The organism is Micromonospora sp. S-DT3-3-22 (assembly GCF_015354745.1).
GTDB classification, from domain to species: Bacteria; Actinomycetota; Actinomycetes; order Mycobacteriales; family Micromonosporaceae; genus Micromonospora; species Micromonospora wenchangensis.
Genome location: NZ_JACGMO010000069.1, coordinates 1 through 20,322, shown reverse-complemented (window position 1 = coordinate 20,322; position 20,322 = coordinate 1). Strand labels below are relative to the sequence as shown.

At 74.2% G+C, this 20,322-nt stretch carries 3 protein-coding genes and 1 pseudogene; 3 read left to right on the top strand and 1 reads right to left on the bottom strand.

Translation table 11 applies throughout. The annotated features are described in order from the left end of the window. Positions 1 to 201: 201 nt before the first annotated feature. Complete coding sequence (locus tag H1A17_RS19950) at positions 202 to 591, bottom strand: helix-turn-helix domain-containing protein (RefSeq protein WP_240762827.1); 390 nt, start codon at positions 589 to 591, stop codon at positions 202 to 204. Positions 592 to 724: 133 nt separating this feature from the next. Here H1A17_RS19950 and H1A17_RS19945 point away from each other — a divergent pair, with 133 nt between their 5' ends. The 3 genes and pseudogenes from H1A17_RS19945 to H1A17_RS19935 form a co-directional block, all read left to right on the top strand. After that, entirely contained in the window at positions 725 to 1,378 is a 654-nt protein-coding gene (locus tag H1A17_RS19945) for an NAD(P)-dependent oxidoreductase (protein ID WP_194822632.1), read from the top strand. A 1,380-nt stretch (positions 1,379 to 2,758) separates the two neighbouring features. Continuing rightward, entirely contained in the window at positions 2,759 to 16,708 is a 13,950-nt protein-coding gene (locus H1A17_RS19940; RefSeq protein ID WP_194822631.1) for a type I polyketide synthase, read from the top strand. Between the two features lie 63 nt (positions 16,709 to 16,771). Beyond that, a pseudogene (locus tag H1A17_RS19935) lies at positions 16,772 to 20,322 on the top strand (type I polyketide synthase); the annotation flags it as partial.

Genomic DNA, 20,322 nt, shown 5'->3' with positions numbered 1-20,322 from the left:
GGGGCGCGCGGCGATGCGCTCGCCACCTGTCGAACGGACCGTAACCTTACTATGGGAATTTCGCCGTCGCCAACGGTCGAAGCGCTCGCCAGAACCCCTATATCTCCCCTAGGGGAATTGTGTCCTGGATCACCTGAGTCGACGGTAATGGATGCGCTGAGCTATCCGGCCGGCACCCTGAATCAATACAGAAATGCCTGATCAGCGCAGTTCTGCCCGGCCCTGTCGGGCATGTTCGCGGTCGTATGCCTCCTGCGCGTCGAGCATCGCGCCGAGGTGGTCCTGTGCCCACTGGACGGCCAGCTCGATGGCGGGCAACAGGGTCCGGCCCAGCTCGGTCAGGCCATAGTGGACGCTGCGTGGCGGGCCGGGCTGCTCCATCCGGGCGACGAAGCCGTCCCGCTCCAGGCCGCGAAGCGCCGCCGTCAGCACCTTCGCCGTGACCGGGCCGATCTGCGCCCGGATGTCGGAGTACCGCATCGGTTCCTCGGCCAACAGGGAGATCACCATCGCCGTCCACTTGTCGCCGATGTGGATCGGCGCAATGCCCGACGGGCAGACCGGATCGAAGCGCGAGGTGGAGTCCGTCACCGAACCAGCCTAACGAGTTTCCCGGAGGAAACCTCGGTCCTCGTTACCGTGGCACGCCGGCGCTGTTCGCGGCCGTACGGCCCGTACGCGTGGGCGGCACCGGAACATCGGCATCGCGAGAGAGGGACGACCAGTGACCAAGATCGTAGTGTTCGGCGCAGGCGGCAAGGCGGGCAGGGCGATCGTGGCCGAGGCCGCCAGCCGTGGGCACGAGGTCGTCGCGGTCGTCCGGGACACCACCCGGTACGCCGACCTCTCCGGTTCCGGCGTCGAGGTGGTCGCCGGCGACGTCACCGACCAGTCGCAGGTCGCCGCCCTGGTCAAGGGCGCGGGCGCGGTGGTGAACGCGGTCGCCCCCGGTGCCGGGGACAACATGGCGACGTTCTTCACCGCCGCCGCGGGCGCGCTCGTCAACGCCGTCGCCGAAACCGGCGGGGGCCGCCTCGTCGCCATCGGCCTGTCGGCCTACCTCGACGCCGCGCCCGGCGTCCGGGTCATGGACACCCCCGGCTTCCCGGCGCAGTTCCAGGACTTCGCGAAGGCCCACGCGGCGGCGCTCGACGTGCTGCGGGAGGCGCCGGCGACGGTCGAGTGGTCGGTGGTGGTGCCGGCGATGGAGTTCGACCCGGAGGGCGAGCGGACCGGGACGTACCGCGCGGGCGACACCGGCATGCTGGCCGACGCCGACGGTGCCAGCCGGATCTCCTACCGCGACTTCGCCATCGCCGTCCTCGACGAGGCCGAGCAGGGCGCACACCCGCGCACGCACTTCGCCGTCGCCTACTGAGTTCCGGCGCGGAACACACCGCGTCCTGACCGTCGGCCCGGAACGCCGCGTCCGGGCCGGCACCGAGTGGTAGCCGCCGCGGGGCGTCGCCCGTCCGGCGGCCTGGACGCGGGCCGGAACCCGCCCGATCGGCTGCGCGGGATGGGCGCGGCAGCGGATCGGGCGGGTGGCCCGGGGTGGTCCCGTGACCGGGGTCGACCGTCCATGACGGACCCGACCCCTGTGCCGGCACGGGACCGGAGCCCGGGCCGACTGCGGCCTCCGCCACCGGCCCCCGGTGCGAGGGGCAGCCGGTGACGGAGGCCGCAGCACGAGACAAGGCGTCGGGTCGACCGGTGCTACCGCCGCGCCTCATTCCCGGGCGCCTGCCCCGGCTCCGATATCGGCGCGGCGCAGCGGTCCGCCCCCTGGCCGGACGGTAGATTCGCTGGCCGCTGGCCGCTGGCCGCTGGCTTGCCGGAGGATTCCCGCCCGTGGGTACGTGACTCCGGCCCTCTTCGGAGCGACCGTCCGCCGTGCCCCGATCCGGTCCTCGCCTCCCGGAGTTGGCCCGTTCTGCTCGTCGGGGCGGTGGCCCCCGCGAGGGCAGGCAACCCCGCCCTGCTGCGCGGAGCGCCGGGCACGCATCGGCTCGTCGTGCCGGTCGCGCGTCCTGTTCCCGCGCCGGGCGTCCGCTGCGTCGACGCCGGCGCCGCGCTTTCCCCCGTTGATTGTTCGCGTTATCCCGGAGCGTCGGCACCGGCGCGGTGAATTGTTTCCGCCGGGGAACAGTCGTGTTTCCGCCGTCGCCCCCCCATTGTCGGTGGTCGCTGATCCACTTCCGAGCATTTTTCCCCCGTGGTAATTGCACGTCGCGGAGCCCGGTGGTGTGCGGCACGGCCCGGCGATTGACGAAACAATACGAGTCCGGTTCTGATCAGCATGCGTATCGGTGCCCGGGTGGCCGTCGCCGATGTGGCGTCGGCCGGTCCGTCGGCGTGGCGGGGCGGCTTCCGGCCCCGTCGCCACCCGGTGCCGTGCCGGCCGGAAAGCCCGCCAGGGCAGCCCTTTCAATCGGCACCCGCGCCCGGCGCGGCCGAGTTCGCCCAGTGGCGATCGGTCCGTGGCCGCCCGCCGTCGCACGCCGTGGCGGCGGCGCTGGGTCGCCCGGGTCCATCGTGGGGACGGTGACCGAAAAGCGAGCGGAATGCGTTGCCGATAAACATCGATTAAACGTGGAGTTGACGATTCTAGGGGAAATCTAGGGGTTGAAGACCGTCGATCACTGATCGACTCTGGACGGGTCGTTGGCGGAGCGGATCGAAGTACCTCTCTCGATCATCTGCAATTCCCACGCGCTTCGCGTCACTGCGCCCACCGCGTCGAACCCGGGGGAAATACGTGGCTGTCCTGTACGGATACGAGTCGGCTGATTTCACGGCGGACATCGCGATCACCGGCATCGCGTGCCGTTTCCCCGAAGCACCGGACCCGACCCGATTCTGGGAATTGCTCGTGGCGGGCCGCAGCGCCGTCCGGGACGTCCGGGACCGCTGGCCCGCCGCCACCGGGGCCGCCCGCTGGGGCGCCTTCCTGACCGAGGTCGACACCTTCGACGCGCCCTTCTTCGACATCGGCGCCCGCGAGGCCGCACTGCTCGACCCGAGGCAACGCCTCCTGCTCGAACTCGGCTGGGAGGCACTGGAGGACGGCCGGGTGCCCGCCGACGCCGTGGCCGGCACCCCGTTGGGCGTGTTCGTCGGCACCACCTGGGACGACTACGCCCAGGTGGCACACCGCCACCGCACCGCGCTGCGCTCCGGCCACGCGATGACCGGCCTGCACCGCAGCATGATCGCCAACCGGCTGTCGTACTTCCTGCGCGCCAACGGGCCGAGCGTCACCGTCGACACCGGCCAGTCGTCCTCGCTGGTAGCCGTCCACCTGGCCTGCGCCAGCCTGCGCAGCGGCGAGTCGACGACCGCGCTCGCCGCCGGGGTGAGCCTGGCCCTGCTGCTGGAGAGCAGCCACATCTCCGACGACTGGGGCGGGTTGTCCCCCGACGGTCGCTGCCACACCTTCGACGCCCGCGCCAACGGCTACGTCCGGGGCGAGGGCGGGGGAGCGGTCCTGCTCAAACCGCTCGACCGGGCGCTCGCCGACGGCGACCGGATCTACTGCGTGATCCGGGGCAGCGCGGTCTCCGCCGGTGCGGGCGGCACCCCCACCACCCCGGACCCGGCCGCCCAGGAGGCGACGCTGCGCGCCGCCCACCGCCGCGCGGGCACCACCGCCGCCGACGTCCAGTACGTCGAACTGCACGGCACGGGCACCCGGGTCGGCGACCCGATCGAGGCCGGCGCGCTGGGCCGGGCGCTCGGCGACCCGGCCGCGCCGCTGGCGGTCGGCTCGGTCAAGACCAACATCGGCCACCTGGAGGGTGCCGCCGGCATCGCCGGACTGATCAAGACCGCGCTGGCCGTACGGCACCGCCAACTCCCGCCGAGCCTGCACTTCACCACCCCGAACCCCGACATCGACCTGCCCCGGCTCGGCCTGACGGTGGTCACCGACCCGACGCCCTGGCCGCGCCCGGACCGGCCCCTGGTGGCGGGAGTCAGCTCGTTCGGCATGGGCGGGACGAACTGCCACGTGGTCCTCGGCGAGGCCCCCACCGACGCGCCGCCGACCGCCCCGGTGCCGCCGGACGTGCCGGTCCTGGCCTGGCCGGTGTCCGCGAAGTCCGACCCGGCCCGGGACGCCGCCGTGACGCGCCTGCGGGAGCACGACGCCGACCCGGCGGCGGTGGCCTGGTCCCTGGCCACCACCCGGGCGGAACTGACCCACCGGGCCGTCGTGGTCGGCGACCGGGTGGTCACCGGCCAGGCGCGCGACACCGCCCTGGGATTCGTGTTCGCCGGTCAGGGCGCCCAACGGGTCGGCATGGGACTGCGCCTGCACGCGGCCCACCCGGTCTTCGCCGCCGCGTTCGACGAGGTGTGCGACCTGGCCCGGGTGGACCTGCGCACGGCGATCAGCACCGGCGACGGGCTCGACGCCACCGGCACCACCCAACCCGCCCTGTTCGCCGTCGAGGTGGCGCTGTTCCGGCTGCTGGAGTCGTGGGGCGTCCACCCCGACGTGCTCGTCGGCCACTCGATCGGCGAGATCGCCGCCGCGCACGTCGCCGGGGTGCTCGACCTGCCGGACGCGGTACGGCTGGTGTCCGCACGCGGCGAACTGATGCAGGCGCTGCCCGCCGGCGGGGCCATGGCGCACGTCCGCGCCGCCGACTCCGTCGTACGCCCGTTCCTGCGCGACGGCGTGGTCGTCGCGGCCGTCAACGGCCCCGACGCGACGGTGCTCGCCGGACCCGCCGGGCCGCTGCGCGCGGTCACCGGGGAGATCGCGGCGGCGACCCGGGCCCGGGTACGGCACCTGCGGGTCAGCCACGCCTTCCACTCGCCCCTGATGGACCCGATGTGCGACCGGTTCCGCCGGGTCCTGTCGACGGTGACGTTCCGGCCGGCCACCCTGCCCGTCGTCTCCACCGTGACCGGTGCGCCCGCCGACCTGACCGACCCCGAACACTGGGTACGCCAGGTGCGCGAACCGGTGCTCTTCCACGCCGCCGTCACCGGGGCCGGCACCGCGTACCACGTCGGCACCTGGCTGGAACTCGGACCGGACGGCTCGCTGTCCACCCTGATCGACGGCGGCGTTCCCACCCTGCGCGTCGACCACGACGAGGCCACCAGCCTGGTCACCGCCGCCGGGACGGTGTGGACCCGTGGCCACCCGGTGGACTGGCGGGCCCTACTCGGCGGCGCGGGCCGGGTCGTCGACCTGCCCACCTACCCGTTCCAACGCACCCGGCACTGGGTCGGAGCCCGGCCGGAACCCACCCGTACCGGCCGGCCGGCCGCCGACCGCGACCTCACCGCCGAGATCGACGTCCTCGTCCGACGGGTGCTCGGCGGACGCGCGCCCGCCGTCATCGCGGCCACCACCACCTTCCACGACCTGGGCTTCACCTCGCTGCTGGCGGTCGAGCTGCGCGACGAACTCGCCGCCGCCACCGGTCTGGTCCTCCCGAGCGGGCTGCTGTTCGACCATCCCACCCCCGCCGCGCTCGCCGAACGGCTCACCGTGCTGCTCGCCGACGGCGACCCGGCCCCGGACGACGAAGCCGACGACGACACGTCGACCGTCGTGGACGAACCCGTCGCCATCGTCGGGATGGCCTGCCGCTTCCCGGGCGGGGTGGCCTCACCGGAGGACCTGTGGACGCTGCTCGTCGACGGCGCCGACGTCATCGGGGAGTTCCCCGACGACCGGGGCTGGGACCTGACGGCGCTGCGCGACTCGGGCCGGCTCGGCACCGGCTCGGGCGGGTTCCTCGCCGACGCCGCCGGCTTCGACGCCGCGTTCTTCGGCATCTCACCCCGTGAGGCGCTGGGCATGGACCCGCAGCAACGGCTGCTGCTGGAGGTCTCCTGGGAGGCGCTGGAACGCGCGGGAATCGCCCCCACCTCCCTGCGGAACAGCCGGGTCGGTGTCTTCGCCGGCGCGACCGGGGGCGACTACGGCCCCCGGATGCACGAGGCCCACCCCGACGCCGAGGGCTACCTGCTGACCGGCGTCAGCCCCAGCGTCGCCTCCGGCCGTATCGCGTACACCCTCGGCCTCACCGGGCCGGCGCTGACGGTCGACACGGCCTGCTCGTCGTCGCTTGTCGCCGTACACCTGGCGGCTTCGGCGCTGCGCAACGGCGAGTGTTCGCTGGCGTTGGCCGGGGGCGTCACCGTGATGTCCACGCCCGGCATGTTCGTCGAGTTCAGCCGGCAGGGCGGGCTGTCGCCGGACGGCCGGTGCAAGGCGTACTCCGCCGACGCCGACGGGACGGGGTGGGCCGAGGGCGCGGGGATGCTGGTGCTGGAGCGCCTGTCGGATGCGCGTCGGCTTGGTCATCGGGTGTTGGCGGTGGTGCGGGGTAGTGCGGTGAATTCGGATGGTGCGTCGAATGGTTTGACGGCGCCGAGCGGTCCGTCCCAGGAGCGGGTGATTCGTCGGGCGTTGGCGGTGGCGGGTGTGTCGGTGTCCGAGGTGCAGGTGGTGGAGGGGCATGGGACGGGGACCCGGTTGGGTGATCCGATCGAGGCGGAGGCGTTGTTGGCGACGTATGGGCGGGGTCGGGTGGTGCCGTTGTGGTTGGGGTCGGTGAAGTCGAACATCGGCCACACGCAACACGCGGCCGGTGCCGCCGGGGTGATCAAGATGGTGTTGGCGATGCGGCACGCGACGGTGCCGGGGTCGTTGCACGTGGGCGAGCCGTCGGGGTTGGTGGACTGGTCGTCGGGTGCGGTGGAGGTGCTGCGGGGGTCGCGGGAGTGGGTGGTGGCTGATGGTGGTCGTCGGCGGGCGGGGGTGTCGTCGTTCGGGATCAGTGGGACGAACGCGCACGTGATCGTGGAGGAACCGCCGGCTGAGCCGGAGGTGCCGGCCGGAGGCGGTTCGCCCGTGTCGTCGGGACAGACCCCGGCGGCGGGTACGCCGGTCGGTGGCGTGGGGTCCTCCGCCGAGGTGTTGCCCGCGCCGGTGGGGGTGACGCCGTGGCCGGTGTCGGCGCGGACCGCCGCCGGGGTGCGGGAGCTGGTGGAGCGGTTGCAGTCGATGGTGGCTGGGGTGTCGGGGGTGGATGTGGGGTGGTCGTTGGCGTCGACGCGGTCGGTGTTCGACGAGCGGGCGGTGTTGCTTGACGGTGTGGTGGTCGCGGATGGGGTGTCGCTTGCTTCTGGGGTGCGGGCGTTGGCGTCGGGTGGGTTGGGCTTGGTGTTCGGGGGTCAGGGTGGTCAGCGGGTGGGGATGGGTGCGGGTTTGTATCAAGCGTTTCCGGTGTTCGCGTCGGTGTTCGATGAGGTGTGTGGGCTGTTGGGTGGGGACGTGCGGGAGGCGATCTCGTCCGGGGTGGGTCTGGATGGGACGGGTGTTGCGCAGCGGGCGTTGTTCGCGGTGGAGGTGGCGTTGTTCCGGCTGGTCGAGTCGTGGGGTGTGCAGCCGGCGGTTTTGGTGGGTCATTCGATCGGGGAGATCGCTGCCGCGCATGTGTCGGGGGTGTTGTCCCTGCCGGACGCGGTGGTGTTGGTGTCGGCGCGGGCTCGTCTGATGGCGGCGCTACCCGCCGGGGGAGCGATGGTGTCGTTGCGGGCTTCCGCGCATGAGGTGGAGCCGTTCTTGTCTGGTGGCGTGGTGGTTGCGGCGGTGAATGGTCCGTCGGCGGTGGTGATCGCTGGTCCAGAGCGGGAGACGCTGCGGGCGGCGGAGGCGGCAGCGACCATGCTGGGCGTCCGGCAGCGGCGGTTGTCGGTGAGTCACGCGTTCCATTCGCCGTTGATGGAACCCATGCTCGACGAGTTCCGCACGGTGGTCGAGGGCCTGTCGTTCCAGCCGGCGCGGATTCCAGTGGTGTCGACCGTCACCGGAACGGTCGAGGATCTGGGGGAGCCGGATTACTGGGTACGGCAGGTGCGTGAGCCGGTGCGGTTCCACGAGGCGATCGAGGCGGCTGGTCCCCGTTCCTGGTGGGAGTTGAGCGCGGACGGTGGTCTGTCGTCCCTGCTGGCCGACGGTATCCCGATGCTCCGGCCGGGTGCCGACGAGGCGGTGTCGGCGGTGACGGGGTTGGCGCAGGTGTGGGTGCGCGGCCACGAGGTGGACTGGCGGGCGTACTACGGCGGGGGGAAGGTCGTCGACCTGCCGACGTACCCGTTCCAACGGCAGCGGTACTGGCTCGACAACCAGCCCGCGGTCGGGACCACCGGCACCCGGCACGGTCTGCTGTCCACCTCGGTGGACCTCGCCGACGACGCGGGGGTGCTGCTGACCGGCCGCGTCTCCACCCGCAGCCACCGCTGGCTCGCCGACCACGTCGTCGACGGGCGGACGCTGCTGCCGGGCACCGCGTTCCTCGAGGCGGCCCTGCGCGCCGGTGCCGAGTGCGACTGCCCCCGCGTCGAGGACCTCACACTGCTCACCCCCCTCCCGGTCGGCCCCACCGCCGTCGCGCTCCAGGTGGCCGTCGGGCCGCCGACCGTCGACGGCCACCGCACCGTCACCGTGTACGCCCGCGCCGCCGACTCGACCGACTGGACCCGGCATGCCGTAGGCACCCTGACACCCGCCCGGCCGGCGTCGGCCCCTCCCCGGCTACCGGCCGACGCGCAGGAACTGGACCTGACCGGCGTCTACGAGTCCGTCGCCGCCCACGGCTACCACTACGGGCCGGCGTTCCAGGGACTCCGTCGCCTCTGGCGGACCCGGGACGGCCTTCACGCCGAGGTCGAACTCGACGCGGGCGAGCCGGTGGAGCCGTACCTGCTGCATCCCGCCCTGCTCGACGGCGCGCTGCACCCGGCGCTGCCCGGCGTGGCCGACGACGCCCGCCCGGCCGCGCTGCCGTTCGCCTGGTCCGGCGTCCAGGTGCACGCCACCGGCGTCCGCCGGCTCCGGGTGGCGTACACCTGGACGGGGCCGGAGACGCTGTCGATGACGGCGGTGGACGACGACGGCACGCTGGTCGCCGAGGTCGCCTCGCTGGTCTGGCGGCCGGTGGGCGCGGTGCGGCGCGGTGAGGTGCTGACCCGGGGCTGGGTGCCGGCACCGGCCCCCACCGGCACGCCCCGCCCGGTCACCGCCGTGGCGCTCGCCGCCCGTGGCGCGGACCAGGCAGCCGCCGCCCACGCCGTCGCCGAGGACGTCCTCGACGAGATCCACGCCGCGCTCGCCACCGACGACGGGCGCACCGTGGTCTTCACCGTCGCCGACGACGCACCGGCCCTGGCCGTCGCCGCCGGGCTCGTCCGCTGTGCCCGCACCGAACACCCGGGCCGGTTTGTCCTCCTGCACCACGACACCGCTGTCGACGCGGCGGACCTGGCGCGGGTGGCCGCCCTCGACGAACCGGAGGTACGCCTCGCCGGTGGCGCGCTGACCGTGCCCCGGCTGCGCCGCGACGACCACACCCCGAGCGCCCCGGTCGACCTCGGCGACGGCACCGTCCTGATCACCGGCGCCAGCGGCGCACTCGGCACCGGACTCGCCCGCCACCTGGTACGCGACCTGGGCGTACGGGGGCTGCTGCTGCTCAGCCGCCGGGGCGCGGACGCCCCCGGCGCCGCCGAACTCGCCGACGAACTGCGGGCGTACGGCGCGGTGGTGACCCTGGCCGCCGGCGACGCGGCCGACCCGGAGCAGCTCGCCGCCGCGTTCTCCCTGATCCCCGCCGACCTGCCGCTCACCGCCGTGGTGCACGCGGCCGGCGTGCTCGACGACGGCCTCGTCGCCACCCTCACCCCCCGGGCGCTGCACGCCGTGCTGCGACCCAAGGTGGACGCGGCATGGCACCTGCACCGGCTCACCGCCGACCTCGACCTGGCCGCGTTCGTGCTGTACTCGTCGATCTCCCAGCAGATCGGCGCGGCCGGCCAGGCCAGCTACGCCGCCGGCAACGCCTTCCTCGACGCGCTCGCCGCCCACCGGCACGCCGCCGGCCTGCCCGCCACCTCACTGGCCTGGGGGCTGTGGGCCGCCGAGGGTGGCATGGCCGAGACGCTCGGCGCGGCCGACCTGGCCCGGATGGCCCGCAACGGGGTGGCCCCGCTGCGGCACGACGACGGCCTGGCCCTGTTCGACCGGGCCCTCGGGTTGCCCGGCCCGCTACTGGTCCCGATGCTGCTGGACACCGCCGGGCTGGCCACGGCGAACGATCCGGCGACACTGCCCGCCGTGTGGCGCGGCCTGGTCCGCCCCCGGGCCGCCCACCCCCGCCCGGTCACCGACGGCCCGTCGCACCGGGACCTGGCGGAGGTGGTCCGCGCCGAGGTGGCGGCCGTCCTCGGCCACACCGACCGGACGAAGGTCGGGGTGCGGGCCGCGCTCACCGACCTCGGTGTCGACTCGCTCACCTCCGTCGAGCTGCGCAACCGGCTCGCCTCGGTCACCGGGCTGGCGCTGTCGGCGACGGTGGTGTTCGACCATCCCACGGTCGCGGCGCTCGCCGACCACCTGCGGGAGCTGACCGGTGGGACCGACCCGGACGGCCCGGCGGCCGGCAGCGTCACCGACGCCCACGACCCGATCGCCGTCATCGGCATGGCCTGCCGCTACCCCGGCGGGGTCGACTCCCCGCAGGACCTGTGGCGGCTGGTGGCCGAGGGACGGGACGCCATCTCCGAGTTCCCGGTCAACCGCGACTGGCCGGAGGACCTCTACGACCCCGACCCGGGCCGCCCCGGGCACAGCTACGTCCGCGAGGGCGGCTTCCTGCACCGGGCCGACGAGTTCGACCCGGCGTTCTTCGGCATCTCGCCCCGCGAGGCGCTGGCGATGGACCCCCAGCAGCGGCTGCTGCTGGAGACGGCGTGGGAGGCGGTGGAACGCGCCCGCATCGACCCGTACTCGCTGCGCGGCAGCACCACCGGCGTGTTCGCCGGGCAGATGTACCACGACTACGCGCCGCCGGTCGACGCGATGCCCGGCGACCTGGAGGGCATCCTGCTCACCGGCAACACCGGCAGCGTGCTCAGCGGCCGGCTGGCGTACGTGCTCGGGCTCACCGGACCCGCCGTCACCGTCGACACGGCGTGCTCGTCGTCGCTGGTCGCCACCCACCTGGCCGTCCGGGCGCTACGCGCCGGTGAGTGCTCGCTGGCCCTCGCCGGCGGGGTCACCGTCATGTCGACCCCCGGCACGTTCGTCGAGTTCAGCAGGCAGCGGGGCCTGTCGCCGGACGGACGCTGCAAGTCCTTCTCGGCGGACGCCGACGGCACCGGCTGGGGCGAGGGCGTGGGCGTGCTGCTGCTGGAACGCCTCTCCGACGCCCGCCGCCACGGGCACCCGGTGCTGGCCGTGCTGCGCGGGACCGCCGTCAACTCCGACGGCGCGTCCAACGGGCTGACCGCCCCCAACGGCCGCTCCCAGCGGGCGGTGATCCGGGCGGCGCTCGCCGACGCCGGACTCACCCCCGGCGACGTGGACGCGGTGGAGGCGCACGGCACCGGCACCCGCCTCGGCGACCCGATCGAGGCGGAGGCCGTCCTCGCCACCTACGGCCACGACCGCGTCGAACCGCTCTACCTCGGGTCGCTGAAATCCAACGTCGGGCACACCCAGGCCGCCGCCGGCGTCGGCGGCATCATCAAGATGATCGAGGCGATGCGCCACGGCACCCTGCCGGCGACCCTGCACGTCTCCGCGCCGTCGCCGTTCGTGGACTGGTCCGCAGGCGCGGTGCGGCTGCTCACCGAACCCCGGGACTGGCCCGACACCGGCCGGGTACGCCGCGCCGCCGTCTCCTCGTTCGGGATCAGCGGCACCAACGCGCACGTCGTCATCGAGGCCGCCCCGCCGGAGCCGACGCCCACCGGGCCCGACCCCGCCACCGCCCCGGCCGTGGTGCCGCTGGTGCTCTCCGCCGTCACCCCCGCCGGACTGCGGGCCCGCGCCGACCAGCTCGCCGACCTCCTCGACGACGACGCCCCGAGCGCCGACCTGGGCTGGTCGCTCGCGGCCACCCGCGCCGACCTGCCGGAACGTGCCGTCGTGCTGGCCGATCACGCCACCGCCCTGCGCGCCCTCGCCGGCCACGACCCGCAGCCCGGACCGGGCGGCGACGCCGAACCCGCCCTGGTGGTCGGCACCGCCGGCGACCACGGCGGCGTCGTGTTCGTCTTCCCCGGCCAGGGCGGCCAGTGGACGGGGATGGCCGCGCCGCTGATGGCGCAGTCACCGGTCTTCGCCGCGTCGATGCGGGCCTGCGCCACCGCCCTGGCCCCGTACGTGGACTTCGACGTCACCGACCCGGACCTGGCCCTCGACCGGGTCGACGTGGTGCAGCCCGCGCTGTGGTCGGTGATGGTGTCGCTGGCCGCGCTGTGGCGTTCGCTGGGGGTGGAACCCGACGCCGTCGTCGGACACTCGCAGGGCGAGATCGCCGCCGCCGTCGTCGCCGGTGCGCTCACCCTCGACGACGGCGCCCGGGTGGTGGCGCTGCGCAGCCGGGCCCTGCGGGACATCACCGGCGGCGGTGGGATGCTCTCCGTCGCCCTGCCGGCCGAGGACGTCGCCGACCGGCTCGCCGGCCACGGCGGGCGGCTGTCCATCGCCGCGCTCAACGGTCCACGCTCCACCGTGGTGGCCGGCGACGCCGACGCGCTCGCCGACCTGCACGCCCGCTTCGCCGCCGAGGACGTCCGCTCCCGCATGGTCAACGTGGACTACGCCTCCCACTCCGCGCACATCGAACCCCTCGGCGCGTCGCTCACCGCGCTCCTCGCCGACGTCGCACCGCAGCCGCCCCGGGTGCCGCTGTACTCCACGGTCACCGGCCGTCCGCTGACCGAACCGATGGACGCCGACTACTGGTACCGCAACCTGCGGCACACCGTGCTGTTCCACGACGCCGTCACCGAACTGACCGGCCACGGGCACGGCGTTTTCGTCGAGATCAGCCCGCACCCCGTGCTCGCCGTCGGGCTCACCGAGACGGCACCGGACGCCCGCGTCGCCGGTTCGCTGCGCCGCGACCGGGGCGGCCTCGACCAGTTCCTCACCGCCGCCGCCACCGTCTACACCTGGGGGGTGCCGGTGGACCTCACCGCGCTGTTCCCCGGGGCCCGGGGCGTGGACCTGCCCACCTACCCGTTCCAACGCGAGCGGTACTGGCTGACCCGGCAACCCCGCGGCGAGGTCTCCGGGGCGGGCCTCGACCCGGCGGCCCATCCGCTGCTCGGCGCGGTGACCGCCCTGCCCGACGGCACGGTCCTGCTCACCGGCAGCGTGTCCCGCCGCACCCAGCCCTGGCTGGCCGACCACGTCTTCTCCGGCACGGTCCTGGTGCCCGGCACCGCCCTGGTGGAGTTGGCGCTGCGCGCCGGTGACGAGGTCGGCTGCGACGAACTGCGCGAACTGACCCTGGTCGCCCCGCTCGCCCTGCCCGACCGGGCGTCGGTGCGGGTGCAGGTCCGGGTCGGTGCACCGGAGGCCGACGGCGTCCGGCAGGTCACCGTGCACGGCCGGGCCGCCGAGGACGACCCGTGGACCCTGCACGCCACCGGCAGCGTCGCGTCCGCCGCCCCGGACACCCCGCCGTTCCCGCTGGTGTGGCCGCCGGCCGGCACGCAACCGGTCGACCTGGACGGTGCGTACGACCGGCTCGCCGCACACGGTTACGACTACGGCCCGACCTTCCGTGGCCTGCGCGCCGCGTGGACCGGACCCGACGGTGACGTCTACGCCGAGGTGGCGCTCCCCACCGCCGACGCCGACCGGTTCCTCGTCCACCCGGCGCTGCTCGACGCGGCGCTGCACCCGATGCTGCCGGGCGTGGTCGGCGACCGGCCGGCGGGCCTGCCGTTCAGCCTGTCGGGCGTGCGGGTGACCGCCACCGGGGCGACCGCGTTGCGCGTACACCTGTCGGCGGGGGAGGGGACGGAGGGCACCGCGCGGGTCGTCGCCGCCGACCCCGGCGGCACCGTCGTCGCCGTCCTCGACGCGGTCGTGCTGCGGCCGGCCGCCGCACCCGCACCGTCCCGCGACGCCCTGTACCGGGTGGAGTGGACGCCACTGGACCTGCCCGCCGCCGCACCCGTCCCGGCCGGCACCGAGGTGCTCGTGGTCCGCCCCGCCGCCACCGGGGACGTCCCCGCCGACATCCGGGCCACCCTGAGCCGGGTCCGCGACGACGTGCGGACCTGGCTCGCCGCCGAGCACCCGGACACCGCGCGCCTGGTCGTGGTCACCACCGGTGCCGGCCCCACCGGCACCGACCTGCCCGCCGCCGCCGTCTGGGGTCTGCTGCGCACCGCCCAGACCGAGAACCCCGACCAGGTCGTCCTGCTCGACGTCGACGCCACGGCGGTGCCCGACGACCTGCTCGGCCCGGTGCTGGCCAGCGGGGAACCGCAGGTGGCGGTCCGGTCCGGGGTCGCGTCCGTGCCCCGGCTCGCCGCCGCCGGGCCCGACCTGGTGCCACTGCCCACCGACGGGGCGCACCGGATGGTCGTCACCCGCCCCGGAACCCTGGACAGCCTGGCCTTCGAACCCTGCCCGCAGGTGTGGCAGCCGCTCGGCCCCACCGAGGTCCGGCTCGCCGTCCGTGCCGGTGGGCTGAACTTCCGCGACGTGCTCATCGCCCTCGGGCTGGTCCCGCAGCAGCACGCGCTGATGGGGGCCGAGGGCGCGGGTGAGGTCCTCGCCGTCGGGTCCGCCGTCACCGACCTCACCCCCGGCGACCGGGTGTTCGGCTACTTCGACGGCGCGTTCGCGCCGGTCGCCGTCGCCGACCGGCGGCTGCTGGCCCGGATGCCCGACGACTGGTCGTACGCCCGCGCGGCCACCGTGCCGGTGGTGTTCCTGACCGCCTACTACGGACTGGTGGACCTCGGCCGCGTCGGACCCGGTGACCGGGTGCTCGTCCACGCCGCCGCCGGTGGGGTCGGTATCGCCGCCGTGCAGCTCGCCCGCCACCTCGGGGCCGAGGTGTTCGGCACCGCCAGCCCCGGCAAGTGGGACACCCTGCGCGCGCTCGGCCTCGACGACGACCACATCGCCAACTCCCGCACCCTCGACTTCGCGGCGACGTTCCGCGCCACCACCGGCGGACGCGGGATGGACGTGGTGCTCAACTCGCTCGCCGACGACTTCGTCGACGTGTCGCTCGGCCTGCTCGCCGACGGGGGACGCTTCCTGGAGATGGGCAAGACCGACATCCGGGACCGCGCCGAGGTGCACGCCGCGTACCCCACCGTCGACTACCGGCCGTACGACCTCACGGCCCTGGCGGTCACCGCGCCCGACGCCGAGGGGGCCGAACCGGAGCGGCTGCGGGCGATCCTCGCCGAGGTGCTGGACCTCTTCGCCGCCGGGGTGCTCGCCCCACTGCCCGTCACCACCTGGGACGTGCGCCGCGCCCGGGAGGCGTTCCGGGCCCTGCAACAGGCCCGCACCATCGGCAAGGTCGTGCTCACCGTGCCGAAGCCGCTGGACCCGGCGGGCACCGTCCTGGTGACCGGGGCCACCGGCACCCTCGGCGGGCTCACCGCCCGGCACCTGGCCGCCGCCCACGGCGTACGCGAAATGCTGCTGGTCAGCCGGCGCGGACCGGACGCCCCCGGCGCGGCCGAGTTGGTCGCCGACCTGGCCGACCTCGGCGCGCGGGCCCGGGTGGTCGCCTGCGACGTCGCCGACCGCGACGCCCTCGCCGCGCTGCTCGCCGACATTCCCGCCGCGCACCCGCTGACCGCCGTGTTCCACACCGCCGGTGTCCTCGACGACGGGCTGTTCACCGCCCTGACCCCGGCCCAGTTCGACACCGTCCTGGCGGCCAAGGTGGACGCCGCCTGGCACCTGCACGAGCTGACCGCGCACCGGGACCTGTCCGCGTTCGTGCTGTTCTCCTCGTTCGCCGGGCTGCTGGGCACCCCGGGGCAGGCCAACTACGCCGCCGCCAACGGTTTCCTCGACGGCCTCGCCGCGCTGCGCCGCGCCGCCGGGCTGCCCGCCGTCTCCCTGGCCTGGGGACTGTGGGCGCAGGCCAGCGGCATGACCGGGCACCTGTCGGAGACGGACCTGGCCCGGATGGCCCGCGAGGGGCTGCGCCCGCTGGAGGCCGGGGAGGGGATGAGCCTGCTCGACGACAGCCTGGCCGCCGGCCTGCCCGTGGTCGCGCCCACCAAACTCGGCCTGCCCGCGCTGCGCGCCCAGGGCGACGCGCTGCCCGCCCTGCTCCGCGGCCTGGTCACCCGGACCTCCCGCCGGCAGACCGCCACCGGCCAGGCGACGGCCGGCACCCTCGCCGACCGGCTCGCCCCGCTCACCGAGGCGGACCGGACGACCGCCCTGACCGACCTGGTCCGTGCCCAGGTGACCGCGGTGCTCGGACACGGCGGCGACGGCGTCGTCGACCCCGACCGGGCCTTCCGCGACCTCGGCTTCGACTCGCTCACCGCCCTCGAACTGCGTAACCGGCTCGGCACCGCCACCGGGCTGCGCCTGGCCGCCGGAGTGGTCTTCGACCACCCCACCCTGACCGAACTGGTCACCTACCTGCGCGGCCAACTGGCGCTGGACACCCCGCCCCGACCGGACGGCAGCCCCACCGGCGTCCTGGCCGAGTTGGGCCGGCTCGAACAGGCGATGCGTCAACTCACCGACCGACCCACCGGTGCCGTCGCCGACCGGCTGCGGGACCTGTTGGCGATGTGCGGTCCGACCCCGGCGGCGGCCGTCCCCGACGTGGACCTGGACGCCGCGACCGACGACGAACTGTTCGCGCTCGTCGACGAACAGAACTGACACCCGACCCTGCCTGACTGGGAGTGGACTGACGTGGCGGACGAGGACAAACTGCGCGAGTACCTCCGACGGGCCATCGCCGACGCCCGCGAGGCGCGCGGCCGGCTGCGCGAATGGGAGGAACGCGCCACCGAGCCGATCGCCATCGTGGGCATGGCCTGCCGGTTCCCCGGCGGCGTACGCAGCCCGGAGGACCTGTGGCGGGTGGTCGCCGACGGGGTGGACGTGACGTCCCCGCTGCCCACCGACCGGGGCTGGGACGTCGACCGGCTCTATCACCCCGACCCGGACCACCCCGGCACGACGTACACCCGCACCGGTGGTTTCCTGCACGACGCGGGGGACTTCGACGCCGAGTTCTTCGGCATCTCACCCCGTGAGGCGCTGGGCATGGACCCGCAGCAGCGGCTGCTGCTCGAACTGTCCTGGGAGGCGGTGGAACGGGCCGGCATCGACCCGACGACGCTGCGCGGCACCCCGACCGGCGTGTTCGTCGGGGCCACCGACCAGGACTACGGACCCCGCCTGCACGAGGCCCCGCCCGAGGTGCAGGGTCACCTGCTCACCGGCAACACCGCGAGCGTCGCCTCCGGACGCGTCGCCTACCAGCTCGGGCTCACCGGCCCGGCGGTCACCATCGACACGGCCTGCTCGTCGTCGCTGGTCGCCCTGCACCTGGCCGTCCGCTCGCTGCTCGCCGGGGAGAGTGACCTCGCGCTCGCCGGTGGGGTGATGGTCATGTCCACCCCGGGCACGTTCGTCGAGTTCAGCCGGCAGCGGGGGATCGCCCCGGACGGACGGTGCAAGGCGTTCTCGGCCGACGCCGACGGTGTCGGCTGGGGCGAGGGCGCCGGCATGCTCCTGGTCGAGCGCCTGTCGGATGCGCGTCGGCTTGGTCATCGGGTGTTGGCGGTGGTGCGGGGTAGTGCGGTGAATTCGGATGGTGCGTCGAACGGCCTGACGGCGCCGAGTGGTCCGTCGCAGGAGCGGGTGATTCGTCGGGCGTTGGCGGTGGCGGGTCTGTCGGTGTCCGACGTGCAGGTGGTGGAGGGCCACGGGACGGGCACCCGGTTGGGTGATCCGATCGAGGCGGAGGCGTTGTTGGCGACGTACGGGCGGGGTCGGGTGGTGCCGTTGTGGTTGGGGTCGGTGAAGTCGAACATCGGCCATACGCAGCATGCGGCGGGTGTTGCTGGGGTGATCAAGGTGGTGTTGGCGATGCGGCACGGCATCGTCCCGGGGTCGTTGCACGTGGCCGAGCCGTCGGGGTTGGTGGACTGGTCGTCGGGTGGGGTGGAGGTGGTGCGGGGGTCGCGGGAGTGGGTGGTGGCTGATGGTGGTCGTCGGCGGGCGGGGGTGTCGTCGTTCGGGATCAGTGGGACGAACGCGCACGTGATCGTGGAGGAACCGCCGCCGGTGGAGGCGGGTGCTCCGGAGGCGGATGCGGTGGTGGCGGGTTCACGGGTGCCGGTGGGGGTGATGCCGTGGCCGGTGTCGGCGCGGTCGGTCGCCGGAGTGCGGGACCTGCTGGGGCGGTTGCGGCCGTTGGCGGCAGGGTCGGACGGGCCGTCGGCGGTGGATGTGGGGTGGTCGTTGGCGTCGACGCGGTCGGTGTTCGGTGAGCGGGCGGTGCTGCTCGACGGTGAGACTGTCGCGGATTCGACGTCGCTGACCCCGGAGATCCGGGAACTGACCGCAGGCGATGGCCCGGTGACGGTCCCAGCCCCCGGTCTGGGTCTGGTGTTCGGGGGTCAGGGTGGTCAGCGGGTGGGGATGGGTTCGGGTTTGTATCGGGCGTTTCCGGTGTTCGCGTCGGTGTTCGACGAGGTGTGTGGGCTGTTGGGGCCGGATGTCCATGAGGCGATCGGCTCTGGTGTGGGGCTGGATGGGACGGGTGTTGCGCAGCGGGCGTTGTTCGCGGTGGAGGTGGCGCTGTTCCGTTTGGTGGAGTCGTGGGGTGTGCGTCCTGCGGTTTTGGTGGGTCATTCGATCGGGGAGATCGCTGCCGCGCATGTGTCGGGGGTGTTGTCCCTCGCGGATGCGGTGGTGTTGGTGTCGGCGCGGGCTCGTCTGATGGCGGCGTTGCCGGTGGGTGGGGCGATGGTGTCGTTGCGGGCCTCGGTGGGGGCGGTGCAGCCGTTCTTGTCCGGTGACGTGGTCATTGCGGCGGTGAATGGTGCGTCGGCGGTGGTGATCGCTGGTCCGGAGCGGGAGACGCTGCGGGTGGCGGAGGCGGTGGCGGCGGCGTTGGGGGTGCGGCAGCGGCGGTTGTCGGTGAGTCACGCGTTCCATTCGCCGTTGATGGAACCGATGTTGGACGGGTTCCGTGCGGTGGTGGAGGGGTTGTCGTTCGGTCCGGCGCGGATTCCGGTGGTGTCGACCGTCACCGGAACGGTCGAGGATCTGGGGGATCCGGATTATTGGGTGCGGCAGGTGCGTGAGCCGGTGCGGTTCCACGAGGCGATCGAGGCGGCTGGTCCCCGCTCCTGGTGGGAGTTGAGCCCGGATGGTGGTCTGTCGTCTCTGCTGACCGACGGTATCCCGATGCTCCGGCCGGGTGCCGACGAGGCGGTGTCGGCGGTGACGGGGTTGGCGCAGGTGTGGGTGCGCGGGCACGAGGTGGACTGGCGGGGGTACTACGGCGGCGGCACCGTCGTCGACCTGCCGACGTACCCGTTCCAACGGCAGCGGTACTGGCTGGAATCCGTACGCCGCGGCGACGAGCCGTACCTGATCCAGGAAACCTGGCACACCGTCGACCTGCCGGCGGCCCCGACCCTCGACGGCGACTGGCGCATCGTCACCGACGACACCGTCGACGCGCGCCCGTTCGCCGACCTGCTCACCGGGCACGGTGCCCGGGTCGAGATCACCGACGGGCCCGGCAGCACCCCGGTCACCGGCATCCTCGCCCTCACCGCCGACCCGGTCCCGCTGCTCACCGCCCGCACCGGCCCGGTGTGGCAGGTCACCGGGGACGCCGCGACCATCGGCCGGGGTCGGGCCCTGGGCTGGGCGTGGCCGGACACCTGGCGGGGCACCCTCGACCTGCCCACCGACCCGGACCCGTACACCGGTGGGCTGCTGGTGGCCGCCATCGCCGCTGCCGACCCGACCACCGAGCACCTCGAACTGCGTCCCGGCGGGGCCCGGGCCCGCCGACTCACCCCGGTACCCGCCGGCGGTCCCGAGTGGACGCCGCACGGCACGGTGCTGGTCACCGGCGACGGCCCGGGTGCCGACCTGATCGGCGGCTGGCTCACCGCCGAGGGGGCGACGGTCCGCCGGGTGCACCCGGACGAACTGGCCGGCGCGACGACCGGACCCGGGGTGACCGCCCTGGTGCACGCCGACACGGGCGTCGACGCCGACGAACTCGACCTCACCGGCGGGCCGGACACCGTCGTGCTGCTCACCCCGCTCGCCGGCGTCCTCGGTGCGCCCGACCTACCGGCGGCGGGCCGGCGGCACGCGGTCGCCGTCCACACCGCCCGTACGCTGGCCGCGCAGGGCCGTACGGCGAGCGTGGTGGCCTGGGTCGACCCGGCGGACCGGCCGGTGGCGGGGGTGGACGCCGCACCGGCCGACGACGCCGTCGAGATCGGAAGAGCACA